Here is a 22536-nt window from a genome sequence, read left to right as displayed (position 1 = left end):
AAAGTGTAGATTGTCGAGAATTTGGTTACCGAGAAGGATCTTCCATCATTAATAATATGTATGAGTAGACCAATATTGGGTCTGTGTTGAGGGTATGAATGAATTTATCTAAAGATTTTATTGCAGAGCGAAGTCACTGGATTGCGCGAAAAAAGTCAGCTGGTTTTGTTGCTTTAAGCGACTTTATTCAAATTTACAATTTGGACTATAAAACCTTTTTCGAGCTTGGATTACTCACTCACAAAACAGAGCTCACTCGCGATGACTTGATTATGTATAAAGTTACTCCCAAAGGTGAAAATTATCTTCTCGATAGTGACTTTCAAGAGGTGGTCATTATTCCGAGTACACAAAAACAACTGCTGGCGTTGGTTCAGCAAGGCAATGGGTAAGGCGAGCAACCTCATGTTTACGAAAGCAGATGTTGAAGATCTCAAGATCGAATATGATCATGCAGTGAATGCACTTGCTGATGTTATTGTGCCCAAACGCGGCACTATTAATTACCCACCCAATATTGTTGAGTTTATGGCGAAACTGCTCACGCCAGTATGGAGCAATCCGTCTTACGATCCCGGTGAAACGCAACATTATATCAATCATTTGGAAAGTGCCGACGATATCGCCATTCGTTCCATCCTCACGCATATCAACATAGTCGAACGCTTTAGTGATGGCATGTGGATCGATGTGTTGAAGCAAGGGTTAGTTGAACGGGTGTTGGAACGTGCAGAGCAAATCGCTCGTTAACCTGCAAAGCCGATATAAGTGCTTAAAAAACCTGCCTGCAACTCATCAACACACCCGGCAACGCAGGTCTTCTCCAAGTAAACAACGCGCCACATCTTCAATTGCATAGCGTTGCAAGCGCACAACACTGGCCACGCTATAGTAAGCAATATGAGGAGTCAGAATTGCATTCGTGCATCGGCGAAGAGGATGACTCTGTTCCATCGGCTCCGATTCGAACACGTCAATGCCAGCAAACGCAATCTCTCCTTTTTCTAAGGCCATCGCCAGCGCTTGGGTGTCCACGAGTCCGCCACGGGAAGTGTTAATCAGGGCTGCGTTTGACTTCATTTGTTTGAGGCGCTGCGCGTTAATCACATGATGCGTCGCTTCTATTAAAGGTAAATGCAAGGACACCACATCTGCCGTTGCAAAGAGTTCATCCAGTTCGAGCTTTTTAATACCTATGTGGGCTAAATCGTTTGCACTGACAAACGGATCATATGCTACAAATTTGAATCCGAATGGGCGCATGCGCTGAACAAGCGCTTGACCAATTCTTCCTGCCCCAACAATCGCAAATGTCATATCAGAAAATGACATTAATGGGGTAGGTGTACCAGCAGGCCATTGTTGCTGCCGGATTTTATGGTCGAAATAGGGCAACTGACGACCCAAAGAAAGTGCCAGGGCAGCAGCGTGATCTGCAACCTCATCAATTCCATAGTCAGGTACATTGCACACTGCGATTCCTAATTCTTTAGCCGCTTCGATATCAATCGAATCGACTCCAATACCATAGCGAACAACGACCTTACAGTGGCACAAACGCTGGAGTACTTCACGAGTAATTGGGGCATATTGCACCAGTAACGCGTCTGCACTTTGCGCAACGGAGATAACTTCGGCAGGCGTAGAGCACTGATGCAGTTGAAGCTCAAATCCGTGTTGCTTACAAACGGTTTTTTCTTGGTCAAATGATTCAAAATTGCAATCAGTAATTACGACTTTCATAGTAGTTGTATTCCTGTGTTCGTATCCCTTCGGTATATGTGTAAGGACGCGTTTGGGCGACAATGAGGCCTCCCTCACATTGTTATTCGTTATTTCTCAGCGCCAGTTCTCAATTTTGTCGATGCATCAAAAGATTTGATGCAACCGCTTCCATATTGGATTCAAAACGCGTTAAACTCAAATTTATATGGTAACGGTAACAATTATTTAATTTAGCTTCAACAGGCTTAAAGTTATTATTATTATTAGGGTTTAACTCCACTTAACAATAGATGTAAAACAAAAAGATATCGGTAACATTTGAGTGGAGCCTGACCCCCAAAATTAAAGTGCTAAAAGAGTAAACATGGTATCGAACCGACGAGATCGAACCATTGCTTGGAGAAGAATGATGCGTGGATTAGAAGGTAAGCGAGTCATCGTTACAGGAGGCGCGCAGGGCATTGGACGCGCCTGCGTTGAGGCGCTTATACCTTACGGTTGCAAGTGTGTGATCAGTGATATTGAGAAAGACTCAGGTGAAGAGGCGGTTGAACAGTTAAGGAAAAAGGGTGCCGAGATTGAATTTGTTCACGGAGATATGGGCGAAGACGATTTTTGTAGGCAATTAGTGGACACTGCTGCGACTCATATGGGGGGCATTGATTTATTGGTAAACAACGCCTTCGCTTTTACCGCTGCCGGCTTGGATGCAAGCCGAGAGCAGTGGGTTCGTTCAATGACCGTTGGACCAATGGGCTTTGCATCAATGATCCAATATTGTGCCGCTTACATGGAGAAATCCGGTAGCGGAGCCATTGTCAATATATCAAGCATTTCAGCTCATATTGCGCAGCCGGGACGTTGGACCTACAACTCCGCCAAGGGCGCTGTCGCTCAATTGACGCGTTGTTCTGCTTTGGATTTGGCACCATTGGGCGTTCGTGTCAATAGTGTGAGCCCCGGTTGGATTTGGACGCGTGAAGTGGACAAGTCTGCCGGTTACGACCGCGAGAAGTACGGTCCTATATGGGGTAAATACCACATGCTAAGGCGTTGTGGTTTACCTGAGGAAGTGGCAAGCGCTGTACTATTTTTACTCAGCCAAGAAGCCAGCTTTATTACCGGTACTGACTTGCCAGTGGATGGCGGCTACTTAGGATTGGGCGGTGAAGGTATCGGCAATGATTCTGAATACGCTGGAAGTGACTAAATATGAGTGTGTGGTGTATGCGCGAAAGTGATGTAACGCAAGACAGTGAACTTAGTCTGGTAAAAAGTATTGACCAGACTCACGCTCTGGTTGTGGAAAGCCAACTGAATGCCGAGCTGGGCGAAGGACCTTTATGGGTCGCAGAACAACAGAGTCTCTATTGGGTTGATATTCTCCGCAAGCATGTTCACTGCTTTGATGTGATAAATCGAACCAACAAAACATGGACGTTTGAAACCGAAGTCACTGCATTAGCACAACGCGAGCAAGGTGGTTTTATAGCCACTATTCGTGACGGTTTCGCCGCCATAGATTTTAATACCTGTACTATCAAAGCAATCGATTTGGTGGAGTCTGACAAACCTGGTAACCGCTTTAATGACGGAAAAATCGATCATCACGGTAATTTCTGGGCGGGTTCTATGGATGACGGTTTAACAGCGACAACTGGGGCGCTTTATAAATTGTCACCCGATCATCAAGTTGCAAAGATGGATCACGATTACATTATTACCAATGGCCCTGCATTTAGTCCTGATGGCCATACTATGTATCACAATGATACAGGCTTAGGGGTGATTTACGCCTTTGACGTCGACCATCAAGACAACATTTCAAACAAACGTATTTTCGCCTCGCTCGATATGGGCAAAGATGGTTCCACAGACGGCATTACCGTTGATTCAGAAGGTGGTATTTGGTTGGCCCACTTTGGTGGCGCACGAGTCACGCGGTATTCGGTCAGTGGCAGTATTGATCGGGTGATCGAACTACCGTGTCCAAACATCACAAGCTGTACCTTTGGCGGGCAGAATCTCGATACCTTGTACATCACAACTGCACGCTGCGGCATGACACCCGAACAACTTAAAGCGTTCCCTTTAGCGGGTAGTTTGTTTTCTTGCAAGCCGGGCTTTACCGGGCTTCAGACTCAAAAATTCAAAGGCTAAATACTCTTCATGAAGGATGATTTAACAATGACCAATTCTATTTTGCCGCACGACGAATTTGCGGGTTCTTTGTTAGGACGCGTGTGGCTTCCAAGCGCAGTGACTGGCAGTGTGGCTGGGCCAGCTCCTGTATGGATCACCGAACATGGTGTGTACGATTTATCGCCGCTTGGCTCAACATGTGCAGAACTATTGAACAACAATTTTTCAAAGTCTGACGTTGATCTGACCAAACTTTCAAAAATTGGTGACTTTGAAGATATCGCTGCCAATTCGATTGTTATGCCTGATTTGAATAAAGCCTACTTCTTGTCGCCATTTGATGTGCAAGCGATTAAGGCCTGTGGTGTGACCTTCATATGTTCCATGCTCGAGCGTGTCATTGAAGAGCGCGCTGAAGGTGATGCTGAAAAAGCTGCTGCAGTTCGGAATAAAATCCACGCACGTATTGGCGATAACATCAATGACATTAAACCGGGGTCCGAAGAGGCTGAGACTTTAAAAGCTATCTTGCAGCAAGAGGGGTTGTGGTCTCAATATCTCGAAGTTGGAATTGGCCCTTATGCAGAGGTATTCACTAAATCTCAGCCGTTATCGTCAGTTGGCATTGGAGCTGAGGTCGGTCTGCACCCCATTTCAAACTGGAATAATCCTGAGCCCGAAGTCGTTTTAGCAGTGAACAGACACGCGGAAGTTTTAGGGGCCACGTTGGGCAATGACGTCAATCTAAGAGATGTTGAAGGACGGAGTGCTTTGTTGTTAGGCAAAGCGAAAGACAACAATGCATCATGTTCACTCGGCCCGTTTATTCGTCTATTTGACGAAACATTTAGTATTGAAGATGTTCGTAGCGCTGAAGTAAAACTCACAATTGATGGGCCGGAAGATCAATATTCACTGCAAGACGGTAGTGACATGAGCAAGATTAGTCGGGACGTGTTGGATTTAGTCGCACAAACAATTTCAGACAATCACCAATATCCAGACGGCCTTGCTTTGTTCACCGGAACCTTATTCGCGCCCACTCAAGACCGGGGCGGTGAAGGCCAAGGTTTTACCCATAAAATGGACGATGTTGTTCGCATTTCTTCGGCCAAACTCGGCACACTCACCAATACCGTGACTTTGTCTAACAAGGCTGCTCCTTGGGAGTTTGGTATCACAGCATTAATGAAAAACTTAGCGCAACGTGGCCTTTTATAAATACATGATCAACGGAGCAGCCACACAGGCTCAGATCTGGTCAAAATAATTTTAAAACTTATTCGTAGTGACGTTTGGGTTAAACGATACAAATGGAGAACGCCACAATGGTGAAATTGAATCAAAAGTCTTACATTGCTGGAAGTTGGATAATACCATCAAGTGAGGTGTTTCAGTCCAAAAGTCCAGTGACTGGCAAAGCCTTAGCAACCTATAACAGTTGTGGTCTAGCAGAATTAGAGGCCGCAGCATCTGCAGCGCAAACTGCGTTTGCTGAGTACCGGGTATGTTCACATATTCAAATTTCAGAGTTTTTAAATACGATTGCTGAGGAAATAGAGTCGTTGGGCGATCAACTGCTCGAAACAGCCGATGCTGAATCGGGATTGGGCATCCCTCGTATGACAGGGGAGCGGGCTCGCACCTGTGGTCAACTAAGAGCGTTTGCCGATATCGTGGCACAAGGTCAATGGGTTCAAGCCAGTATCGATACCGCTATCCCGGATCGTAAGCCCGTGCCTAAGCCAGACTTGCGCCGCATGATGCGCCCGTTGGGCCCTGTTGCCGTGTTCGGAGCGTCTAACTTTCCTTTCGCATATGGCAGTGTTGGGGGCGATACTGCGTCGGCGTTGGCCGCCGGTAACCCAGTGATCGTCAAAGGTCATCCTTCTCATCCTGCAACCAATGAATTGTTTTGCCATGCACTCGATGCAGCGATCACGCGATGCAACATGCCCCGCGGCGTGTTTTCAATGTTGCAAGGCGCAACACATGAACTCGGCGGCGAACTTGTTAAACATCCAGTGGTTCAAGCTGTAGGGTTTACGGGCTCACTCGGTGGTGGCCGAGCGTTCATGGATATTGCTGCATCGCGTCCAACACCAATTCCGGTATTTGCTGAAATGGGCAGTGTTAATCCAATTTTTGTTGCTACTGATGCAATGAGCACGCGCGGTGAAGCGATTGGAACCACGTTGGCCGCTTCTGTGGCAATGGGAACCGGTCAGTTTTGTACCTCGCCAGGTGTCGTTGTTACAACCGGCAATGCCGATTTTAACACTGCAGTAGCCAAAGGTTTAAGCGAGACTCCGCGAGGCCTGTTACTGAATGACAATATCGGCAATGCACTTGTTCGCGCAGTGAAGGAAATCACTGCTCGCTCAGACGTGAAATGGCTGAATCAAGTCGAACTTTCAGATTCCGACACATCAACACCGCCCAATATTGTATTAAAAACTTCGGCTCAAGATTTTCTTGTGGATAAGACACTTCAAGAAGAAATATTCGGTCCTGTGACCATGATTGTTGAATGCGACAACGAGCAGCAAATGCTCCAAGTTGCTGACAGTTTTGAAGGTAACCTAACCGCCACAGTACATGCGACCGACAAAGACAAGACACAAGCTAACGCGTTGTTAGAACGTTTAGAGCAGTTCGCAGGACGAGTGATATACAACGGTTTTCCAACCGGTGTGGAAGTGTGTCCTTCTCAGCAACATGGTGGTCCTTATCCAGCGTCATCTGCTGCGTCCACCACCAGTGTAGGTGCCGACGCCATGTTGCGTTTTGCTCGTTTTGTTGCCTATCAAGGCTTGCCTGATGCGTATTTGCCAAGTGCTCTGAAAAACGATAACCCTCTAAATTTGCTGCGGAAAGTGAACGGTGAGTTGACCCAATCAAAAATCCTCCCTGTATATACAGGAGTGTAGACGATGAAAACTAGCGACGTGAGTACGTCAATTCGAATAAGCAGATAATTAGAATTAAATGACAATGACGATGACGATGATAAAAAACCCAATTATCCGAGGCTTCAATCCAGATCCTAGCATCATTCGTGTGGAGGACGACTACTACGTTGTTACATCGACCTTTGAATGGTTTCCCGGATACCAAATTCACCATTCGAAAGACTTGGTTCATTGGCAACTTATCAATAGACCCTTAGATCGCGTTTCGCAACTCGACATGGCTGGCATTCCAGATTCGTGCGGCGTTTGGGCTCCGTGCTTAACACATTATGAAGGTGTGTTTTACCTTTTGTATACCAATGTGCGTCGATTCGACAGCCCATGGAAAGACACGCCCAACTATGTGGTGACGGCCACTGACATTAATGGCCCCTGGTCTGAGCCGGTATATCTGAATTCTAGCGGCTTTGACTCATCATTTTTCCATGACGATGACGGTAAAACATGGTTGGTCAACATGATTGTGGATCACCGTCACGACAAATTCTTTGGTGGAATTGTGCTTCAACAATACTGCAAAGATACGAACAAGCTTGTTGGTGATGTTGAATACATTTTTGAAGGCACTGAACGCGGCAGAACAGAGGGGCCACACCTCTACAAACGCAATGGTTACTACTATCTGCTTACTGCTGAGGGGGGGACTGGATATGAGCACTGCATGACGCTTGCACGGTCTCGTACCATCACTGGCCCCTATGAGGTTCATCCAGAAAACCCTATTATTTCGGCCTTAGAGCAACCGAGTGCGTACCTTCAACGAACCGGCCATGGCGACATTGTAGAAACACAAAATGGCGATTGGTACGCAGTATTTCTAACAGGGCGACCGCTAACGGAACGTGGCAACTGCATCACTGGTCGCGAAACGGCGATTGAAAAAATGGAATGGCGCGATGATGACTGGTTGTATTTGGCATGCGGTGGGCGTCAAGCGAGGTGCAAAGTAGAAGCCCCTAATTTACCTGAACATGCATTTCCTGAATTAGCAGAGCGCCTTGATTTTGATGACGAAACCATTGATATCAACTTCCAAGCGCCACGTATTCCAATGACCGCTGATTGGGTCAATTTAGCGCAACGTCCCGGCTTTATGCGTTTATATGGGCGTGAGTCGCTATCGTCTTGTTTTAACCAAAGCTTGGTTGCGCGACGTGTGCAAGCGCACCACATTGAAACAGCCACTTGCGTTGAGTTCGAGCCAGATAACTTTCAACAAATGGCGGGTTTAACCTGTTATTACAATACGTATTATTTCCATTATTTGTATATTCATGGCGATGATTTAGGTGGCGATAAGAGTAAGAAATTTCTCAACTTAATCAGCGTCGACCGGGTTGATTATGACCATCCGTTGGCAGAACCTATCGACATCACTGGCGCTGAACGCGTCTATTTGAAAGCCGATTTTGATGGCGCCCAGTTACAGTATTTTTATGCATTGAAGCAGGGGGAGTGGATCAAAGTAGGTCCTGTGCTTGACGGTAGCCGACTGTCAGATGAACACGCATCCAACTTTACACATCGATTCCACGCAGCCTTCACGGGCGCATTTGTGGGAATGGCTTGCCAAGACCTTTCAGGCCAAGGTATTCATGCCGACTTCGATTGGTTTGAGTACCGGGAATTTTAGATTATTTGGGCGCGAGACCTTTGTTTAGCGCTGATGTGATGCGAACTGAGAGTCGGCCTCGTTGGCTCTGTATTTGATGTGTATGGGAGTATAAGTAGCACATGAGCCAACAACACAAGTTAAGTTTTTTGGAAAAGGTCGGGTACGGTAGTGGCGACTTTGCCGCGAACTTGTTGTTCCATACTTGGAACCTATTTCTACTGAAATTCTATGTTGATGTATTTGGAATTTCAGCAACGGCAGCTGCAACCATGTTCGCGGTGACTCGTATCCTAGATATCGTGACCGACCCGTTGGTGGGTATTTTTGCCGATCGCACGCAAAGCAAGTGGGGGCGATATCGGCCTTGGGTCTTGATGGGTTCTATTCCACTCGGCATCACAGGCTACTTAATGTTCATTACGCCCGATTGGTCGAGCGAATCAAAACTGATCTATGCTTGGGTTTCGTATTCGTTGGCCATGTTATTATATACAGTGGTGCAGATTCCTTACTCAGCGCTCATGGGTGTGATGACGTCCGACTGTACCGAGCGGACGCAGCTGTCGAGTTATCGCTTCTTTTGTTCGTTCAGCGGCCAGTTAGTTGTTGGAGCCGTAACACTTTGGTTAATTGGCACATTTTCTGGTTCAGAAGGCAATATTGCTCAGGGGTATCAGCTAACCATTGGTTTGTTTATGGTGGTTGCTACTTGCCTTTATATATTCACTTTTATGACCACCAAGGAGCGGGTTTCAGGCGCAATATCTGACAAAGTCGATATTGCGGGAAACTTAAAGGCCTTGGTGACTAATATCGGTTGGATTGTACTGTTCGTGTCGGCGCTATTTAATCTCATGCATGTGGCTGTTCGCAATGGCGCATTGCTGTTTTATTTTGACTACTATGTGGGCGACCAGTCCAAAGCGGCGTTATTTTTTACGGTGGGCAGTCTTGCATTTTTAGCCGGTATTGTTTGCACTAATTATGTGTCGAAACGTTTCGAAAAACGCAATCTTCTTGTGTGTTTAACGAGTTGTGTGGCATTGGGATTATTCGGGTTCTATTTTATTCCACCGGACCAGTACCAGACTATGTTGGCTGTAAATGTAGTATCATCATTTTTTGCTGGACCGATTCCCGTGCTGGTCTATGTACTGTATGCAGATTTAGCAGATTATACCGAGTGGAAAACGGGCCGAAAAGTCATGGCGTTGATCTATTCAACGATGATGATAGGCATCAAAGCAGGTTTAGTCATAGGAGGTTCGTTGACTGGATATATGCTTGGTGCAGCGGGTTATGAAGCCAATCAACCTCAAAATAATCAAGCTCTTGAGTCAATTATTTTACTTGTGAGCATTATTCCGGGAACTTTTGCGTTGTTGTCGGGTCTTATTATTATCTTTTATCCATACACCCATGCGGTGATGGAAACAGTAGAAGAGGATTTAGCTAAACGTAGAAAGACAATACCTAATAGCTAACCTCATCGTTCGTTCCCCCGCGAATGTTTCAAAGCCAAATCGAAAGATTTGGCTTTTTTTTATCTACGACATCTCAGACATTGATAACGGTGTTGCACCAATTCTTATGCGCTTGCCATGCTTAGCTTCAATTCTGGTGTGCACGCGTTTTAGAGCGTCGTGCCCGCAAGGCGCTTGATGCAACGGGTCGCGTATGTTGTTCCACACTTCATTATCTAGCGCTGGCGCTATGTCTAAATCCTGAAGGGCTAGGGCCACTAGGTTTAGTTGCTGCAAGCGAGAGTAATTATTGAAAGTTGTTCGGATATTGCGTTGCGTGACCGAAGGCAAACCGGCAGCACGCAGAATAAACTCGAGTTGTTCCACTAACTGTTGTTTACACAAACCATCGAGTTTGGGAAGTGTATATTCGGCAAGTAGTGCATTTTCTGCTTGGTCTTTTGCTTTTGAGTGAACTAGGTAATCGAAGATGTTGAAATACTGCATTTGAACCCGCCCATAAACCGCAATGAATATTCCACACCAAGGTGTGATACATACGAATGTTACCGAGTCCCATCAGTGTAATATGCCAGCGCTTTAAGAGTGTGGTATGGCGCACTGTTTTAAAGATTCAATGCACTGAAAACGTTTTATAGTTGGTTTCAACTTCTGCTAAAAATTATTACGAAATCCGAAATAAATGTAAGTGAGGCGAGTGTCATCACTTCACCAAAAATGTTCAGTGTACTTAATGAGAGTGAAGTTCGTAGCCAGCAGTCTTGGCTTAAATTGAATGTTGCGCTCCAAGCATTGCGCATAATCACACCGTTTTGACTAAGCTTCAAACGATCGAAATAGAATTTTTAGATATTCAGTTTAGGTGGAACAGCGCATGGTAGAAATCCCAAACGGCTTGATTGAAGGCCGCGTGCTTCAACGAGAAATTTGGACAGAACAATTGTTTACGCTCACCATAGAAGCTGCAGTTGAACCTTACCAAGCGGGTCAATTTACCAAACTCGGCCTAGTGAAAAGCAACGGCGAATGGGTTAGGCGCGCATACTCCTTTGTGAATAGTCCCGAACATGCCCAAGGCTTTCAATGCATGGAGTTCCTGATCATCAAAGATGATCAGGGGGAACTTACACCACTGTTGCATGCTCTGACGCCGGGTGACAGCCTTTACGTCGCCCGAAAAGCCAGTGGATTTATGACACTGAACGAAATCCCAGAACAGAGCAAGGATTTATGGTTAATGGCCACGGGCACCGCGATTGGTCCACACCTAGCCATACTCGATACGCAGGAAGCTAAAACTCGCTTTGAAAATATTGTATTAGTGCACGGCGTTCGAACGACTGAAGACTTGGTCTATCAAGAACGAATCACCCAACTAGGCCGCCATTGGGGTCAGAAATTTCGCTATGTGCCTGTGGTCAGCCGCGAAAACAATCTCAAAGCCCTTCGTGGAAGAATCCCTGCGCTCATTGGCAATGGCGAATTAGAACGCGGCGCGGCACTATCACTCGATGTAGATCGGAGCTTTGTATATCTTTGCGGTAACCCTGCCATGGTGAAAGACACCAGCGAGGCACTTAAAGCCTTAGGTCTTACCAAGCATTTAAGACGCAAAGACGGTCAGTTCAATTCAGAGAATTACTGGTAAGCAGTTTTGCGCTGAATAGAGCGGACGCGGTGATCGAATAGGTTCTCACAATGCCTTAAACAGTGGTACAGTGATGGCCTTATAACGGCCTCTGAATGGCGTCGGTGTTCTAATGAAATTCTGGTTATAAATCAAACCAATGCTGCATATATATCAATCAAATCTTACAGAAGTTTTGCTGCATGGCCTAAGCCATGTGTTGCGGCAGCCATTGCCTACAATGTCGGTATTAGATCCGGAACACATATTGGTTCAAAACCCAGATATGGCACAGTGGTTAAAAATTGAATTGGCCCAAGCGCATGGTATTGCAGCAAATGTCGAATTTCCGTTGCCTTCATCATTCATGTGGCGGGTATTTCATGCCTTATTTAAATCCCAGATTCCTGAGCAAACGCCCTTTAGTAAAGATCAGATAACATGGCAGATTATGCAGTTGCTGCCCGGGTTTCAACACCACCCCAGCTTTACTTGGACCCATCGTTATCTCGACCAACTTGGAACACCAGAAGGGCAGTTAAAGCTCTATCAGTTGAGCGGCAGTATTGCTGATATATTTGATCAATATTTAATGTATCGGCCCGACTGGATATCTCATTGGGAAAATGGAGAAGGGCTAGACAAAATACCCGAAGCACACCATTGGCAAGCGCTGTTGTGGCAGGCCGTGGCTAATGCCATTGTGGACAACACAGGATGCAAGTTACACCGCGGTCGATTGCTACAAGAAACCATTGAAACCTTGAATGCTAGCGAGCCGCTAGATGTTTCTAGTTTACCAAAAAGGATTGTCATTTTTGGTATTAGCGCCATGCCAGAACAAACCTTACTTCTTATTAATGGGCTGGGTCGGCATATTGATGTGCATTGGTTTCAGCTCAACCCCTGTCGAGAATTCTGGCTCGATATTATAGATCCAAAAACCAAAGCAAAATTAGCGGCAGACGCAAAGTATATTCATCTCGATGAACTCGAAGAGTCGAGATACTTTCTTGTGGGTAACCCATTGCTTGCAGCGATGGGTACCCTTGGGCGCGAACATCTTTCGTTAATGTACGAACAACTCGATGCCGATCTGATTGAAGAATACCCCGATTACCCGAGTACTGGTGCATTATGTGCACTGCAAACAGAAATACTTAATTTGCATTGTCGTCAGCAATTTGAGGCGCTGAACGTTGAGCAACTGGGTTCAAATCTTGGAAAGGTTCCACTCAAATTAAGTGAACTTAACAACGTTCAGTTTCACAGTTGTTACTCGCCAATGCGCGAAGTAGAAGCGCTGAAAGATCAGTTACTGCACCTGTTTGATCAAGATCCAATGCTTACGCCTAATGATGTTCTCATCATGATGCCTGACGTTGGTTTGTATGCACCCTTTATTCATACCGTCCTTGCTGCCAAACAAAATGACGTATTTATTCCTTACAGCATCAACGATCTATCAGCCATCCAAGAGTCACCTTTACTGGATTCTTTGATCCGGCTGCTGAGTCTGCCAGACAGCCGTTTTCAAGCCAGCGAAATTATGTCTATTCTCGAAATTCCAGCCGTTCTTAAACGATTTGAAATGGACGAAGTTGATCTCGAGTCGGTCAAACATTGGTTGAATGAAGTAGGCGTGCGATGGGGACGCGATGGTAAACAACGTGCGGACCTGGGCGTGGGGCAATATTCGCAAAACAGCTGGCAGTTTGGCATCGACCGGCTCATGGCAGGGTATGCCATGCACCCTGACCAAGGCATGTTTGACCAATCACTGCCGTACATTGAAGTTGAAGGGAGCAACGGCGAATTGGTCGGAAAGCTGATGATGTTTGTGGATGCGCTAGACGTTACCCGAGAAGCCTTACAACAGCCGCGTAGCATCGGCGACTGGACAGCAACTATTGCGGCACTCATGGCGCGTTTTTATCAGGCCGACTCGGATGAACAGATCATGTTACAACGAGCGTCACGATCGCTTGAACGGTTTCATCAAGGCGCGCAAACAGCGCAATTCGAAGACGAAGTCAGTGCTTTAGTCGTGCGAGATTATCTCAAGCAAAATTTGACGGCAGCGCAATCCGGTAAACGTTTTCGAGCCGGGGCGCTAAATTTTTGTACGCTGATGCCAATGCGAACAATTCCATTCAAAGTGGTGTGCCTATTAGGGATGAACGATGGCATGTTTCCCCGTGTTGCAACACCAGTGAGTTTTGATTTGATGCAGAACGAACGTCGCCGAGGCGACCGTTCACGGCGGCTAGACGATCGTTATTTGTTCTTGGAGGCACTGTTATCAGCACGGCAGCACCTGCATATCAGTTGGGTTGGGCGTGATATTCGAGATGATAGTGAATTGCCACCGTCAATTCTTGTCTCAGAATTACGAGATTACATGGCAGAAAGCTGGTGTATTGATGGACACCAAGAATTTCCGCCTGAAACCGCCGCCAACACACTACTGAGAGAAATGACGACACATCATGCATTGCAGCCATTTCATCCGCGTTATTTTGATGAAACCAATCCGCAAAGTTACGCAGTACAATGGATGAAAGCACTCCAACACAAACCCTCTGCAGCACCATTCTGTGAACAACCGCTCTTCGTAGAAGCGTCTGATAATGTCATTGAAATGCGGCAGCTCGAAGCCATGCTGACCAAGCCATGTGAAGTGTTTTTGCAGCGCCAACTCGGCGTCTATTTTGATGAATTAAGTGATACCGATGAAGATAACGAGCCGTTTGAATTAGATGCACTCGAACGTTGGTACTTAAAAGATCGTGCGTTATCAGCCGGGTTGACGGGGGACGCTAAAAACACCCAGCGCTTTATGCAAAATTACCGTCATAGCGGTGCGTTACCAGTGGCAGAAGCAGGCGAAATGGAACTCACTAACGCTTCAGAATCAATAGCAAGTTTGTTGGTGTTACTACCTCAATTGAATGCCAACCTAAACAACTTCGAAGAATTGCGCATCCATGTGGGTCTGCAGCTCGTTGCCGGTTCTGTACCTGCAGGTCATGCTGGTAAATATTGTTACGTCAAACCAGGTTCGCTTAAAGGACGTGACGTCATGCGCGCATGGATAAGACATGTAGCGGTGTGCGCCACGCAGTCACATGCCTGTGAAACATGGGCGCTAGACAGTGAACGCGGTCGAATCTTCATGCCCATTGCTAAAGACGAAGCGAAACAATTATTGGCTGACTATGTCGGCATTTATCAACAAGGGCTGTCGCGGCCTTTGCCATTTTTTGTCGAGTCGGCACATCGTTTTATGCAACACCAAGAGGCCGCTAAGGACGCAGAGGAAATCAAAGCCTCGGTTCTCGGCAATTGGATTGCCAACTTTGGTCATATACCCGGTGAAGGCGAGAATGCTTATATTCAACGTTGCTACCCAAACCTCGACGATGTTTGGCCAGAGTTTACCGAGCTTTCGCAACGCTTACTCGGTCCCATTGCGCACTATTCTGAAACCTTTAAAGTCAGGGGCCGATATACCACCAGTCCAAAGCACGCGCAGTTAGTCGAGCGATTAGAGGCAGGCCAATGATTCAGCTAAACGCCAATAGTTTAGATCTCACGGGACGCACGCTGATAGAAGCCAGCGCTGGCACAGGAAAGACCTATACCATCGCCAGTTTGTACTTGCGTTATATTGTCGAACAGCCATTCGATAAGCCTCTGACCACCGATAAAATCTTAGTGGTTACTTTTACGCGCGCCGCCACCGCCGAGTTACGCGACAGAATTCGGCAGCGTCTACATGAAGCAGTGGCTTGTTTTCGCGGTAAAAAAGCCCAGAACGACGATGTCATCGAACATCTGCTCAGCACGTACCGCGATCAAAAAGAAGAAGTATTGAAACGTCTGTATGCGGCTGAAAAGACCATGGATGATGCTGCAATCTTTACCATTCATGGATTTTGTCACCGCGCGTTGACGCGGAACGCTTTTAGCACCGCAAGTGGTGCAGTGAACGAGCTGCTTGAGGACGAAGATTCTCTGATTAGCCAAGCCGCAGAAGATTTTTGGCGGCAATTACTGTATCCGCTCACAGGCGATGCTTACCTGGAAGTCGTGGCGGCATTAAAGAAACCGATGAAAAACGGTGCACAAGCACCCAGCCCGGCAAATTTAATGCGCCAGATAAAGGGGCTGTTATCACTTAAATCGCTGACCTCAAACCCAGCGCCCTCAAACTTATCGGTGGGTGAACTGGCAGATTCGCTGCGCCAACAACGGCTCGAACAATGGCTCGGATATGCCAAAAAATGGGCGTTATTGATTGACACCTGTAACCAAGAATTAAAGTCGATTCCCAGAGCGCGCAGCAGTTCAATTGATGGACATATCCAATCTTTATCTGATTGGCTCAGAGGCCCGACGCCTGTATCACCACCAAAAGCGTCCATCAACTATATAAAGAAGCAGGTCGTAGAAAAAGCCGATGTGGCTAAATTAGGTCTATCAACAGTCGAGCGATTGCTCCAAAGTTGGGATGAATTTGAAGCCCAACACGGTTTTCGCCCTGCTTTATTAAGTCAGGCGCTGAAGACAATTTCTGAACAAGTCATGGCAGAAAAGCAAAAATTGCAAATGCTAGCGCCTGATGATTTGATGCGTGTATTACACGAAGCACTTCATCTGGACGGGCAAGGGCAGGAGCTTGGCAAAGCACTATTGCAACAATATCCTGTGGCGATGATTGACGAGTTTCAAGATACTGACCCGTTACAATTTGGAATTTTCGAACATATTTACAAAGTGGCTGAACCTGATTCGTATTCGTGGCTGATGATCGGGGATCCAAAGCAATCGATCTATTCGTTTCGCGGTGGCGATATTCATACCTATGGTATGGCGAAAACAGGTACATCCAGCGATAGACACCTTTCATTGGATACCAACTACCGCTCCACAGAGTGCATGGTGGCGAGCATTAATCATTTGTTTGGTCAGTGCTTGGCGGACGAATTTGTCGATACGCACATTCAATATGAACCCGTGCAAAGTAAAGATAAGGGCCAAAAAGGTAATTTGATAGTCGATCACCAAAGCCAAGCAGGTTTAAATTTTTGGACGTTTGAACCCGAGTTGATGGTGGGCAACAGTGCCGCAGATATGTGTGCAGAACAAGTAGCATTACTGCTCAATGGCGGCAATCAAGGTCGTGCTTTGATGGGGAACAAGCCGGTAACACCAGGTGATATCGCCATTCTAGTGAGAGACCGATTTGAGGCTGAAGCCGTAGCACAACAATTGCGCGCGCGTCAGGTAAGAAGTGTTTTCTTAAGTCGCGATAGTGTGTTCTCAACAGGCATTGCGACCGAGCTACTGCGTGTGCTGGAAGCATTCCACGAGCCACGCAATGAACGACTGTTAATGGCTGCGCTTGCCAATTCCATCGCGTGCTTAACGGCATCAGAATTGTCGCATATTCGAAATAACGAAGCGCTATGGCAATTCCATCAAAGTCAGTTCTCAACATTTCATACGATTTGGCACAAACAAGGCGTGCTAGCGGCGATTCATCGGTGGATGGACGACTACCAAATCGCCTCGCATTTAATGGCCGACACGCTGAATGGTGAACGCCAACTTGCCGATTTGATGCATGCATCAGAACTACTGCAAGCTCAATCATTGAAGCTCGAAGGAACACAAAGCTTATTGCGTTACTTTCGGCGGACGGTTCAAGAGCCAGACAACAATAATCGTTCGCAACAGCGGCGCCTAGAAAGCGATAGCGATTTAGTTCAAATCGTGACCATCCACGCGAGCAAAGGCTTGGAATATCCTGTGGTGATGATTCCATTCGGCCTCGCTCGTCGCGATACTCGTGAGGCTATTTATCCGGACCAAGGGAAAACCATGGTTGATTTCTCCAATCCCGAAGCCGGTCTTCAACGAGCAGACAAAGAACGCTTAGCCGAGGAAATTCGGTTGTTTTATGTGGCTGTGACCAGAGCAGTATACAGCTGCTATATTGGCTTAGCGCAACAACGTAGTAGCCACTCTGCAAGCGCCTTAGGGTACCTACTAAATAGCCCTGATGCAGAACCAGAACAAATCGCGCGCTCAATACAACAACTTTGTCAGACATCGAATGGTGCGATTGCGTCAATGCCTTATACGGCATGTTCAACGTCACTTGAAAAGGGCACGCAGCCTATTGAACAAACCTTTAGCGCCAAACGCTTTACCGGTCAGCTTGAACAACAGTGGCGTCTCACCAGTTACTCAGCATTAGCTTCACATAAACATTCGTCGGTGGATATCGTACCGGGAATGAATGATGAGTTTGAAACTCCGATAACCCCCGACAGTACGAGCCAAGATCAACACGATGGGAGGGCTGACCGTTTTACTTTTGTAAAAGGAGCGCAGGCTGGCAACGCATTACATAATATGCTCGAATATCAGCAATTTAGTGATTGCACATCGCAGGAATTGTACGACATTGTGGGCGCGGAATTGCATGCATCAGGCATTGATGAAGCTCAATTTTGGCAGCCTATTGTCACCGATTGGCTAGCGGATGTGTTAGCTACCCCAATGCTTGATGGTGGCAAATCAATGCGTGACTTACACCCAGCACAGGCATTACCGGAAATGGAATTTCATATGAGCGTTGTGCATCAAGTAGATGCTCATCGATTTAATGGTCTATTGGCGCGCTACCCGGTATTAGGCTGCCCGGTAAAGCCTTTGAGTTTTGATGCTTTTCACGGCTTGATGAAAGGGTTTATCGACTTAACCTATGAATGGCAGGGCAAGTTCTATGTCTGTGACTACAAATCAAATCACCTCGGTTATCAACTTGAATGTTACAGCCAAGAGAATATGTCCAGAGCAATGGCAGAGCACCGTTATGATGCCCAGTTGGTGTTTTATACGTTGGCATTGCATCGTTTGTTAAAACAAAGAATGGGCGACAACTATCGCTATCAAGATCACATCGGCGGGGGCGTGTATTTGTTTTTGCGGGGCATGTCTGAAACCAATGGTGGCGAGACGGGGGTGATCAAACTTAGGCCCCATCAAGCGCTCATTGAACAATTAGATGAACTACTGGGCACGCGGAGCACAAACTCGGAGACGCAATTATGAGTGTCACGCTTGACGATCTTGAACGCGCAGCTTCGGCCGGGCTCATTCGAGCCATTGATTATCAATTTACACGGCATTTGTTACAAAAAGCTCATCAAGCTTCGTCATTGCTAGTCACCACTGGTTACTTACTCAGCCGTTCTCATGGCGATAATCATGTGTGCATCGATATGGCCACATTAGCTGAAACTCACGTTCTATTGTGGCCAAAGGGTCCAAGTATGACTTTGCCTGAGTTAGATGAGTGGAAACACCAACTGAATGCTGAGTCGTTTGTGCAACAAACACCGCTCATGGACGATGGTATTGCACCGCTCATTATCGACTCCAGCCGCTTATATTTAGCACGTTATTGGCATTACGAAAATAAGGTGGCAGCTGGGTTAAATCAACGTTCTGCGCATCAATATACGATTCAGCCAGAAACTGTGATTCATCAATTGAACGCGTTGTTTGATGGATCTAGTCACGATGTGGATTGGCAAAAGACCGCCTGTGTACTCGCGCTCATGAAGCAACTCGTGGTGATTACTGGAGGGCCTGGCACAGGTAAAACGACCACGGTGATCCGATTACTGGCCTTGATCTTACAGCAGCAAATCAATGCTGAAAACTTTGTGATACGCCTTGTAGCCCCCACAGGCAAGGCGGCAGTTCGCATGACTGAGTCGATTCGATCTGCAAAAGGTCATTTGGTAGTTGATGACACCATCAAAAGATTGATCCCTGAGCAAGCCAGTACAATTCATCGCCTGCTTGGCGCAATTCCGAATTCAGTGGCATTTAGGCATTCACATCAAAACAAATTACATATCGACCTGCTCGTCGTAGATGAGGCGTCAATGGTCGATTTGCCAATGATGGCAAAGCTATTAGATGCACTCCCTGAACATTGCAGGATTGTATTGTTGGGCGATAAGGACCAGTTATCATCAGTGGAAGCAGGGAGTGTACTCGGAGATATATGCAGTTCAATCAATACCCAAAAGACACCCATTCATATGCGTTATTCACCAACGGTTGGAGCGACTCTAACACAGCTCAACGGTACAGATTATGCTGAGCATATTGATCAACAATCGGCACGCCAAATCGATAATTGTTTATGCATGCTACAAAAAAGTTACCGCTTTGGTGGTGGTATTGGTGCGTTGGCAAATGCCGTCAATCAGGGAGCCGTTGATTTAGCTCAGGCAGTGCTCGAAGAACATACTCATGCAGATGTTGAGTTAATACCAAACGGGTTTTCATCACTTATTTCATTGAGTATGGCTGCCTATCAACCCTTCTTTAATGTAGTAGGGCAAGACCATCGGTTGGTTTTAAACACGTTTGACCGGTTCAGGGTTTTATGTGCAAGTCGTAATGGAGAGCTCGGAACGCATGCCATTAACGAGGCAATCGAACAGCAGTTAAGGCGCAACGGACTGATCCCCGCAGATACCGAATTCTATAGTGGCCGACCGATTATGATTCAGCGCAATGATTATAATGTAAAGCTGTTTAACGGCGACATTGGTATTGTACTGCCCGCTTCTTCAGAATCACTGGAATTAAGAGTTTATTTCCCGCAGTCCGACGGTTCAGTTCGTGCTATTTTACCCACCCGATTACCCGCACATGAAACTGCTTATGCGATGACGATTCACAAGTCTCAGGGTTCTGAATTTGAACACATTGCTATTGCGCTGCCCGATGCGCAAAGGTATGGCAAACTCCTTACTCGAGAGCTTCTCTACACAGGTATTACTCGCGCAAAATCTAAAGTGTCGCTCTCGACCAGCATGGCTTCTATCAGGTTGTCAATTATGCAGTCCATAGAAAGAATTTCAGGACTTACGTATCGGCTTAAATAGTCTATTGCACTTTAATACGTAAATACCCCACCGTTTAATAAACAAAAAACAGGGTAGAGCACTATTAGCTCCTGCCTTTTTTCGTGAGCGTTAGGTGTTGTGTTCAGTAATGCCAATATAGCGGCTTGAAACACCGAAACTGCTTTAAAAGTCAGTTTTTTGATTAAATTTTGTTCATAACCCTAATTGTCAGCGCCTATGCTTTGCTCTCCCCCTCTATAACGTATTGTTTTGCTGATCAAATTTTAATCCGCCAGAATTTGTTAACAAATAATTATCATTCGATCACAAATTATTTACATTTTTAACAACCTAAAGTTACCTTTTGGTGGTTAATGTTAGTTGATTTGAGTTGTGTGTGAAAAATAATCACTTGATTTAAATCAATTATTTTTTTTTAAAAAAAATTATTTGACAGCTTTTCAAGTCGTTACAACACTAACAATGTGATCTAAATCGCACAAAAAGTAAGACGTAAATCTCACTTTTTAGCGATTTAAATGGAGAAGCTTTTGATGGATGACAATTCAAAACTCCAATTATTGTTCGCAACTGGTTGTGATCACCAACACGTATTCAGATGCCTTACGAAACAAATTACATAATTTCGAACATGAAGCTCTTAATGCTTCACAAAACATGTTCGTACTACTGCACAAAAGACCAAGGAGCGAGCCATGCGTGTAAGTATTTTCGGAATGGGGTATGTGGGTGCCGTTTGTACGGCCTGTCTGGCCAATCGCGGTCATAAAGTAATCGGCGTTGACGTTGTTGAAAGCAAAGTTGACATGATTAACGCGGGTAAATCTCCAATTGTTGAACCAGGCCTAGGCGAGCTATTAACCGCTGGCGTTGAGTCGGGTGCAATTGAAGCAACTACGGATGCAATGCGTGCGGTTGCTGAAACTGACATTTCATTTGTTGCTGTGCCAACACCATCACAACCTAATGGAAATTTGAACCTCGAATACATTCGTTTGGTGTGTAAAGACATCGGTGAAGCGATTAAAGCCAAGGGAACTCATCACACTGTGGTGATCCGAAGCACAGTATTGCCGGGTTCAGTCATGGGAGTCGTTCGTCCGGTATTGGAAGACTACACAGGGATGCGTGCCGGTATTGATTTCGGTTTAGCAGTGAACCCCGAGTTTTTACGTGAGAGCACTGCGATTGATGATTACGATCATCCGCCTATGACAGTTGTAGGTTGTTTGGACGATGTGTCTGCGGCTCAACTTACAGAGCTTTACTCGGACTTAGATGCACCGATGTTCATTAAGAACATTGAAACAGCTGAAATGGTCAAGTACACCTGTAATGTTTGGCATGCGGTTAAAGTATCGTTTGCAAATGAAATTGGCAGTATTGCTAAAGCGTCTGGTGTTGATGGTCGTGAGGTGATGGATATTGTTTGTACCGACACTAAACTGAACATCTCGTCTTATTACATGCGTCCTGGTTTCGCCTTTGGCGGATCTTGCTTGCCCAAAGATGTGCGTGCTTTAAGTTATCGCGCGTCGCAACTGGACGTAAAAACACCACTGCTTGGTTCTGTCATGGTGAGCAACGAAAACCATGTTCGTAATGCTTATAAATTGATTGAGCGTTCAGGTCGTAAGAAAGTAGGATTGTTAGGTCTCAGCTTTAAAGCTGGCACAGACGATTTGCGTGAAGCACCACAAGTTGAGTTAGCAGAAATGTTACTCGGTAAAGGCTACGATCTGAAAATCTTTGACGCGAATGTAAGCTATGCAAAAGTTCATGGTGCGAACAAAGAACACATCGAAAAGAAAATCCCACACATTTCGTCACTTCTGCACACCGACATCAAAGAAGTGATCGACAATTCAGACTTTATTGTCTTGGGGAACGGCGACAAAGCGTTCAGCGAAGTACTCGCGTCAATCAATGGGGACCACGAAGTTCTCGATTTGACCGGCTTCATGAACGAAAAGTCGATTGGTAACAAGCAGGGCATTTGCTGGTAATT

At 46.0% G+C, this 22536-nt stretch carries 15 protein-coding genes; 13 read left to right on the top strand and 2 right to left on the bottom strand.

Translation table 11 applies throughout. The annotated features are described in order from the left end of the window. Positions 1 to 98 precede the first annotated feature (98 nt). Both NAF29_RS16470 and NAF29_RS16465 read left to right on the top strand, forming a co-directional pair. Positions 99 to 392: a hypothetical protein gene (locus NAF29_RS16470; protein WP_251262726.1), complete on the top strand. Its 294-nt coding sequence runs from the start codon at positions 99 to 101 to the stop codon at positions 390 to 392. Between the two features lie 13 nt (positions 393 to 405). Further along, a complete protein-coding gene (locus NAF29_RS16465) occupies positions 406 to 750 on the top strand; it encodes a DUF6508 domain-containing protein (protein ID WP_251262725.1) in 345 nt (114 codons plus the stop codon). Between the two features lie 45 nt (positions 751 to 795). Here NAF29_RS16465 and NAF29_RS16460 read toward each other — a convergent pair whose 3' ends face one another. Beyond that, positions 796 to 1743: a C-terminal binding protein gene (locus NAF29_RS16460; RefSeq protein WP_251262724.1), complete on the bottom strand. Its 948-nt coding sequence runs from the start codon at positions 1741 to 1743 to the stop codon at positions 796 to 798. Positions 1744 to 2089: 346 nt separating this feature from the next. On the opposite strand from NAF29_RS16460, the gene NAF29_RS16455 reads away from it, so the two are divergent. The 6 genes from NAF29_RS16455 to NAF29_RS16430 all read left to right on the top strand — a co-directional run bounded on the left by NAF29_RS16455 (position 2090) and on the right by NAF29_RS16430 (position 9938). Beyond that, positions 2090 to 2935 carry an SDR family oxidoreductase gene (locus NAF29_RS16455; RefSeq protein ID WP_251262723.1) on the top strand — a complete coding sequence of 282 codons (846 nt, stop codon included), beginning with the start codon at positions 2090 to 2092 and terminating at the stop codon, positions 2933 to 2935. Between the two features lie 2 nt (positions 2936 to 2937). Continuing rightward, complete coding sequence (locus NAF29_RS16450) at positions 2938 to 3885, top strand: SMP-30/gluconolactonase/LRE family protein (protein WP_251262722.1); 948 nt, start codon at positions 2938 to 2940, stop codon at positions 3883 to 3885. Between the two features lie 27 nt (positions 3886 to 3912). After that, a complete protein-coding gene (locus tag NAF29_RS16445; protein WP_251262721.1) occupies positions 3913 to 5088 on the top strand; it encodes a fumarylacetoacetate hydrolase family protein in 1176 nt (391 codons plus the stop codon). A gap of 107 nt (positions 5089 to 5195) precedes the next feature. Further along, entirely contained in the window at positions 5196 to 6797 is a 1602-nt protein-coding gene (locus NAF29_RS16440; RefSeq protein WP_251262720.1) for an aldehyde dehydrogenase (NADP(+)), read from the top strand. A 70-nt stretch (positions 6798 to 6867) separates the two neighbouring features. Beyond that, the gene (locus NAF29_RS16435) at positions 6868 to 8472 is read left to right on the top strand and encodes a glycoside hydrolase family 43 protein (RefSeq protein ID WP_251262719.1); all 1605 of its coding nucleotides are present in this window, start codon (positions 6868 to 6870) and stop codon (positions 8470 to 8472) included. 101 nt (positions 8473 to 8573) lie between these two features. After that, entirely contained in the window at positions 8574 to 9938 is a 1365-nt protein-coding gene (locus tag NAF29_RS16430) for an MFS transporter (protein WP_251262718.1), read from the top strand. A gap of 63 nt (positions 9939 to 10001) precedes the next feature. Here NAF29_RS16430 and NAF29_RS16425 read toward each other — a convergent pair whose 3' ends face one another. Beyond that, on the bottom strand, positions 10002 to 10424 hold the full coding sequence (locus NAF29_RS16425) for a hypothetical protein (RefSeq protein WP_251262717.1): 423 nt from the start codon (positions 10422 to 10424) through the stop codon (positions 10002 to 10004). A gap of 388 nt (positions 10425 to 10812) precedes the next feature. Between NAF29_RS16425 and NAF29_RS16420 the strand changes: the two genes are divergently transcribed. From NAF29_RS16420 to NAF29_RS16400, 5 genes are all read left to right on the top strand, one after another. Continuing rightward, complete coding sequence (locus NAF29_RS16420; protein WP_251262716.1) at positions 10813 to 11586, top strand: ferredoxin--NADP reductase; 774 nt, start codon at positions 10813 to 10815, stop codon at positions 11584 to 11586. 139 nt (positions 11587 to 11725) lie between these two features. After that, positions 11726 to 15130, top strand: a complete 3405-nt coding sequence (gene recC / locus NAF29_RS16415; protein ID WP_251262715.1) for an exodeoxyribonuclease V subunit gamma — start codon at positions 11726 to 11728, stop codon at positions 15128 to 15130. Beyond that, positions 15127 to 18690 (top strand): exodeoxyribonuclease V subunit beta, encoded by a 3564-nt coding sequence (gene recB, locus NAF29_RS16410; RefSeq protein ID WP_251262714.1) that lies wholly within the window; start codon positions 15127 to 15129, stop codon positions 18688 to 18690. The genes recC and recB overlap by 4 nt, the downstream gene beginning before the upstream one ends. Further along, entirely contained in the window at positions 18687 to 20546 is a 1860-nt protein-coding gene (gene recD, locus NAF29_RS16405) for an exodeoxyribonuclease V subunit alpha (RefSeq protein ID WP_251262713.1), read from the top strand. The genes recB and recD overlap by 4 nt, the downstream gene beginning before the upstream one ends. Before the next feature lie 677 nt (positions 20547 to 21223). Then, a complete protein-coding gene (locus NAF29_RS16400) occupies positions 21224 to 22534 on the top strand; it encodes a nucleotide sugar dehydrogenase (protein WP_251262712.1) in 1311 nt (436 codons plus the stop codon). The last annotated feature ends 2 nt before the right edge of the window (positions 22535 to 22536 follow it).

The sequence above is a fragment of the Echinimonas agarilytica genome, from assembly GCF_023703465.1.
Classification (GTDB): domain Bacteria; phylum Pseudomonadota; class Gammaproteobacteria; order Enterobacterales; family Neiellaceae; genus Echinimonas; species Echinimonas agarilytica.
The sequence above is the reverse complement of the archived record's forward strand: the minus strand, read 5'-3'. Positions and strand labels throughout refer to the sequence as shown.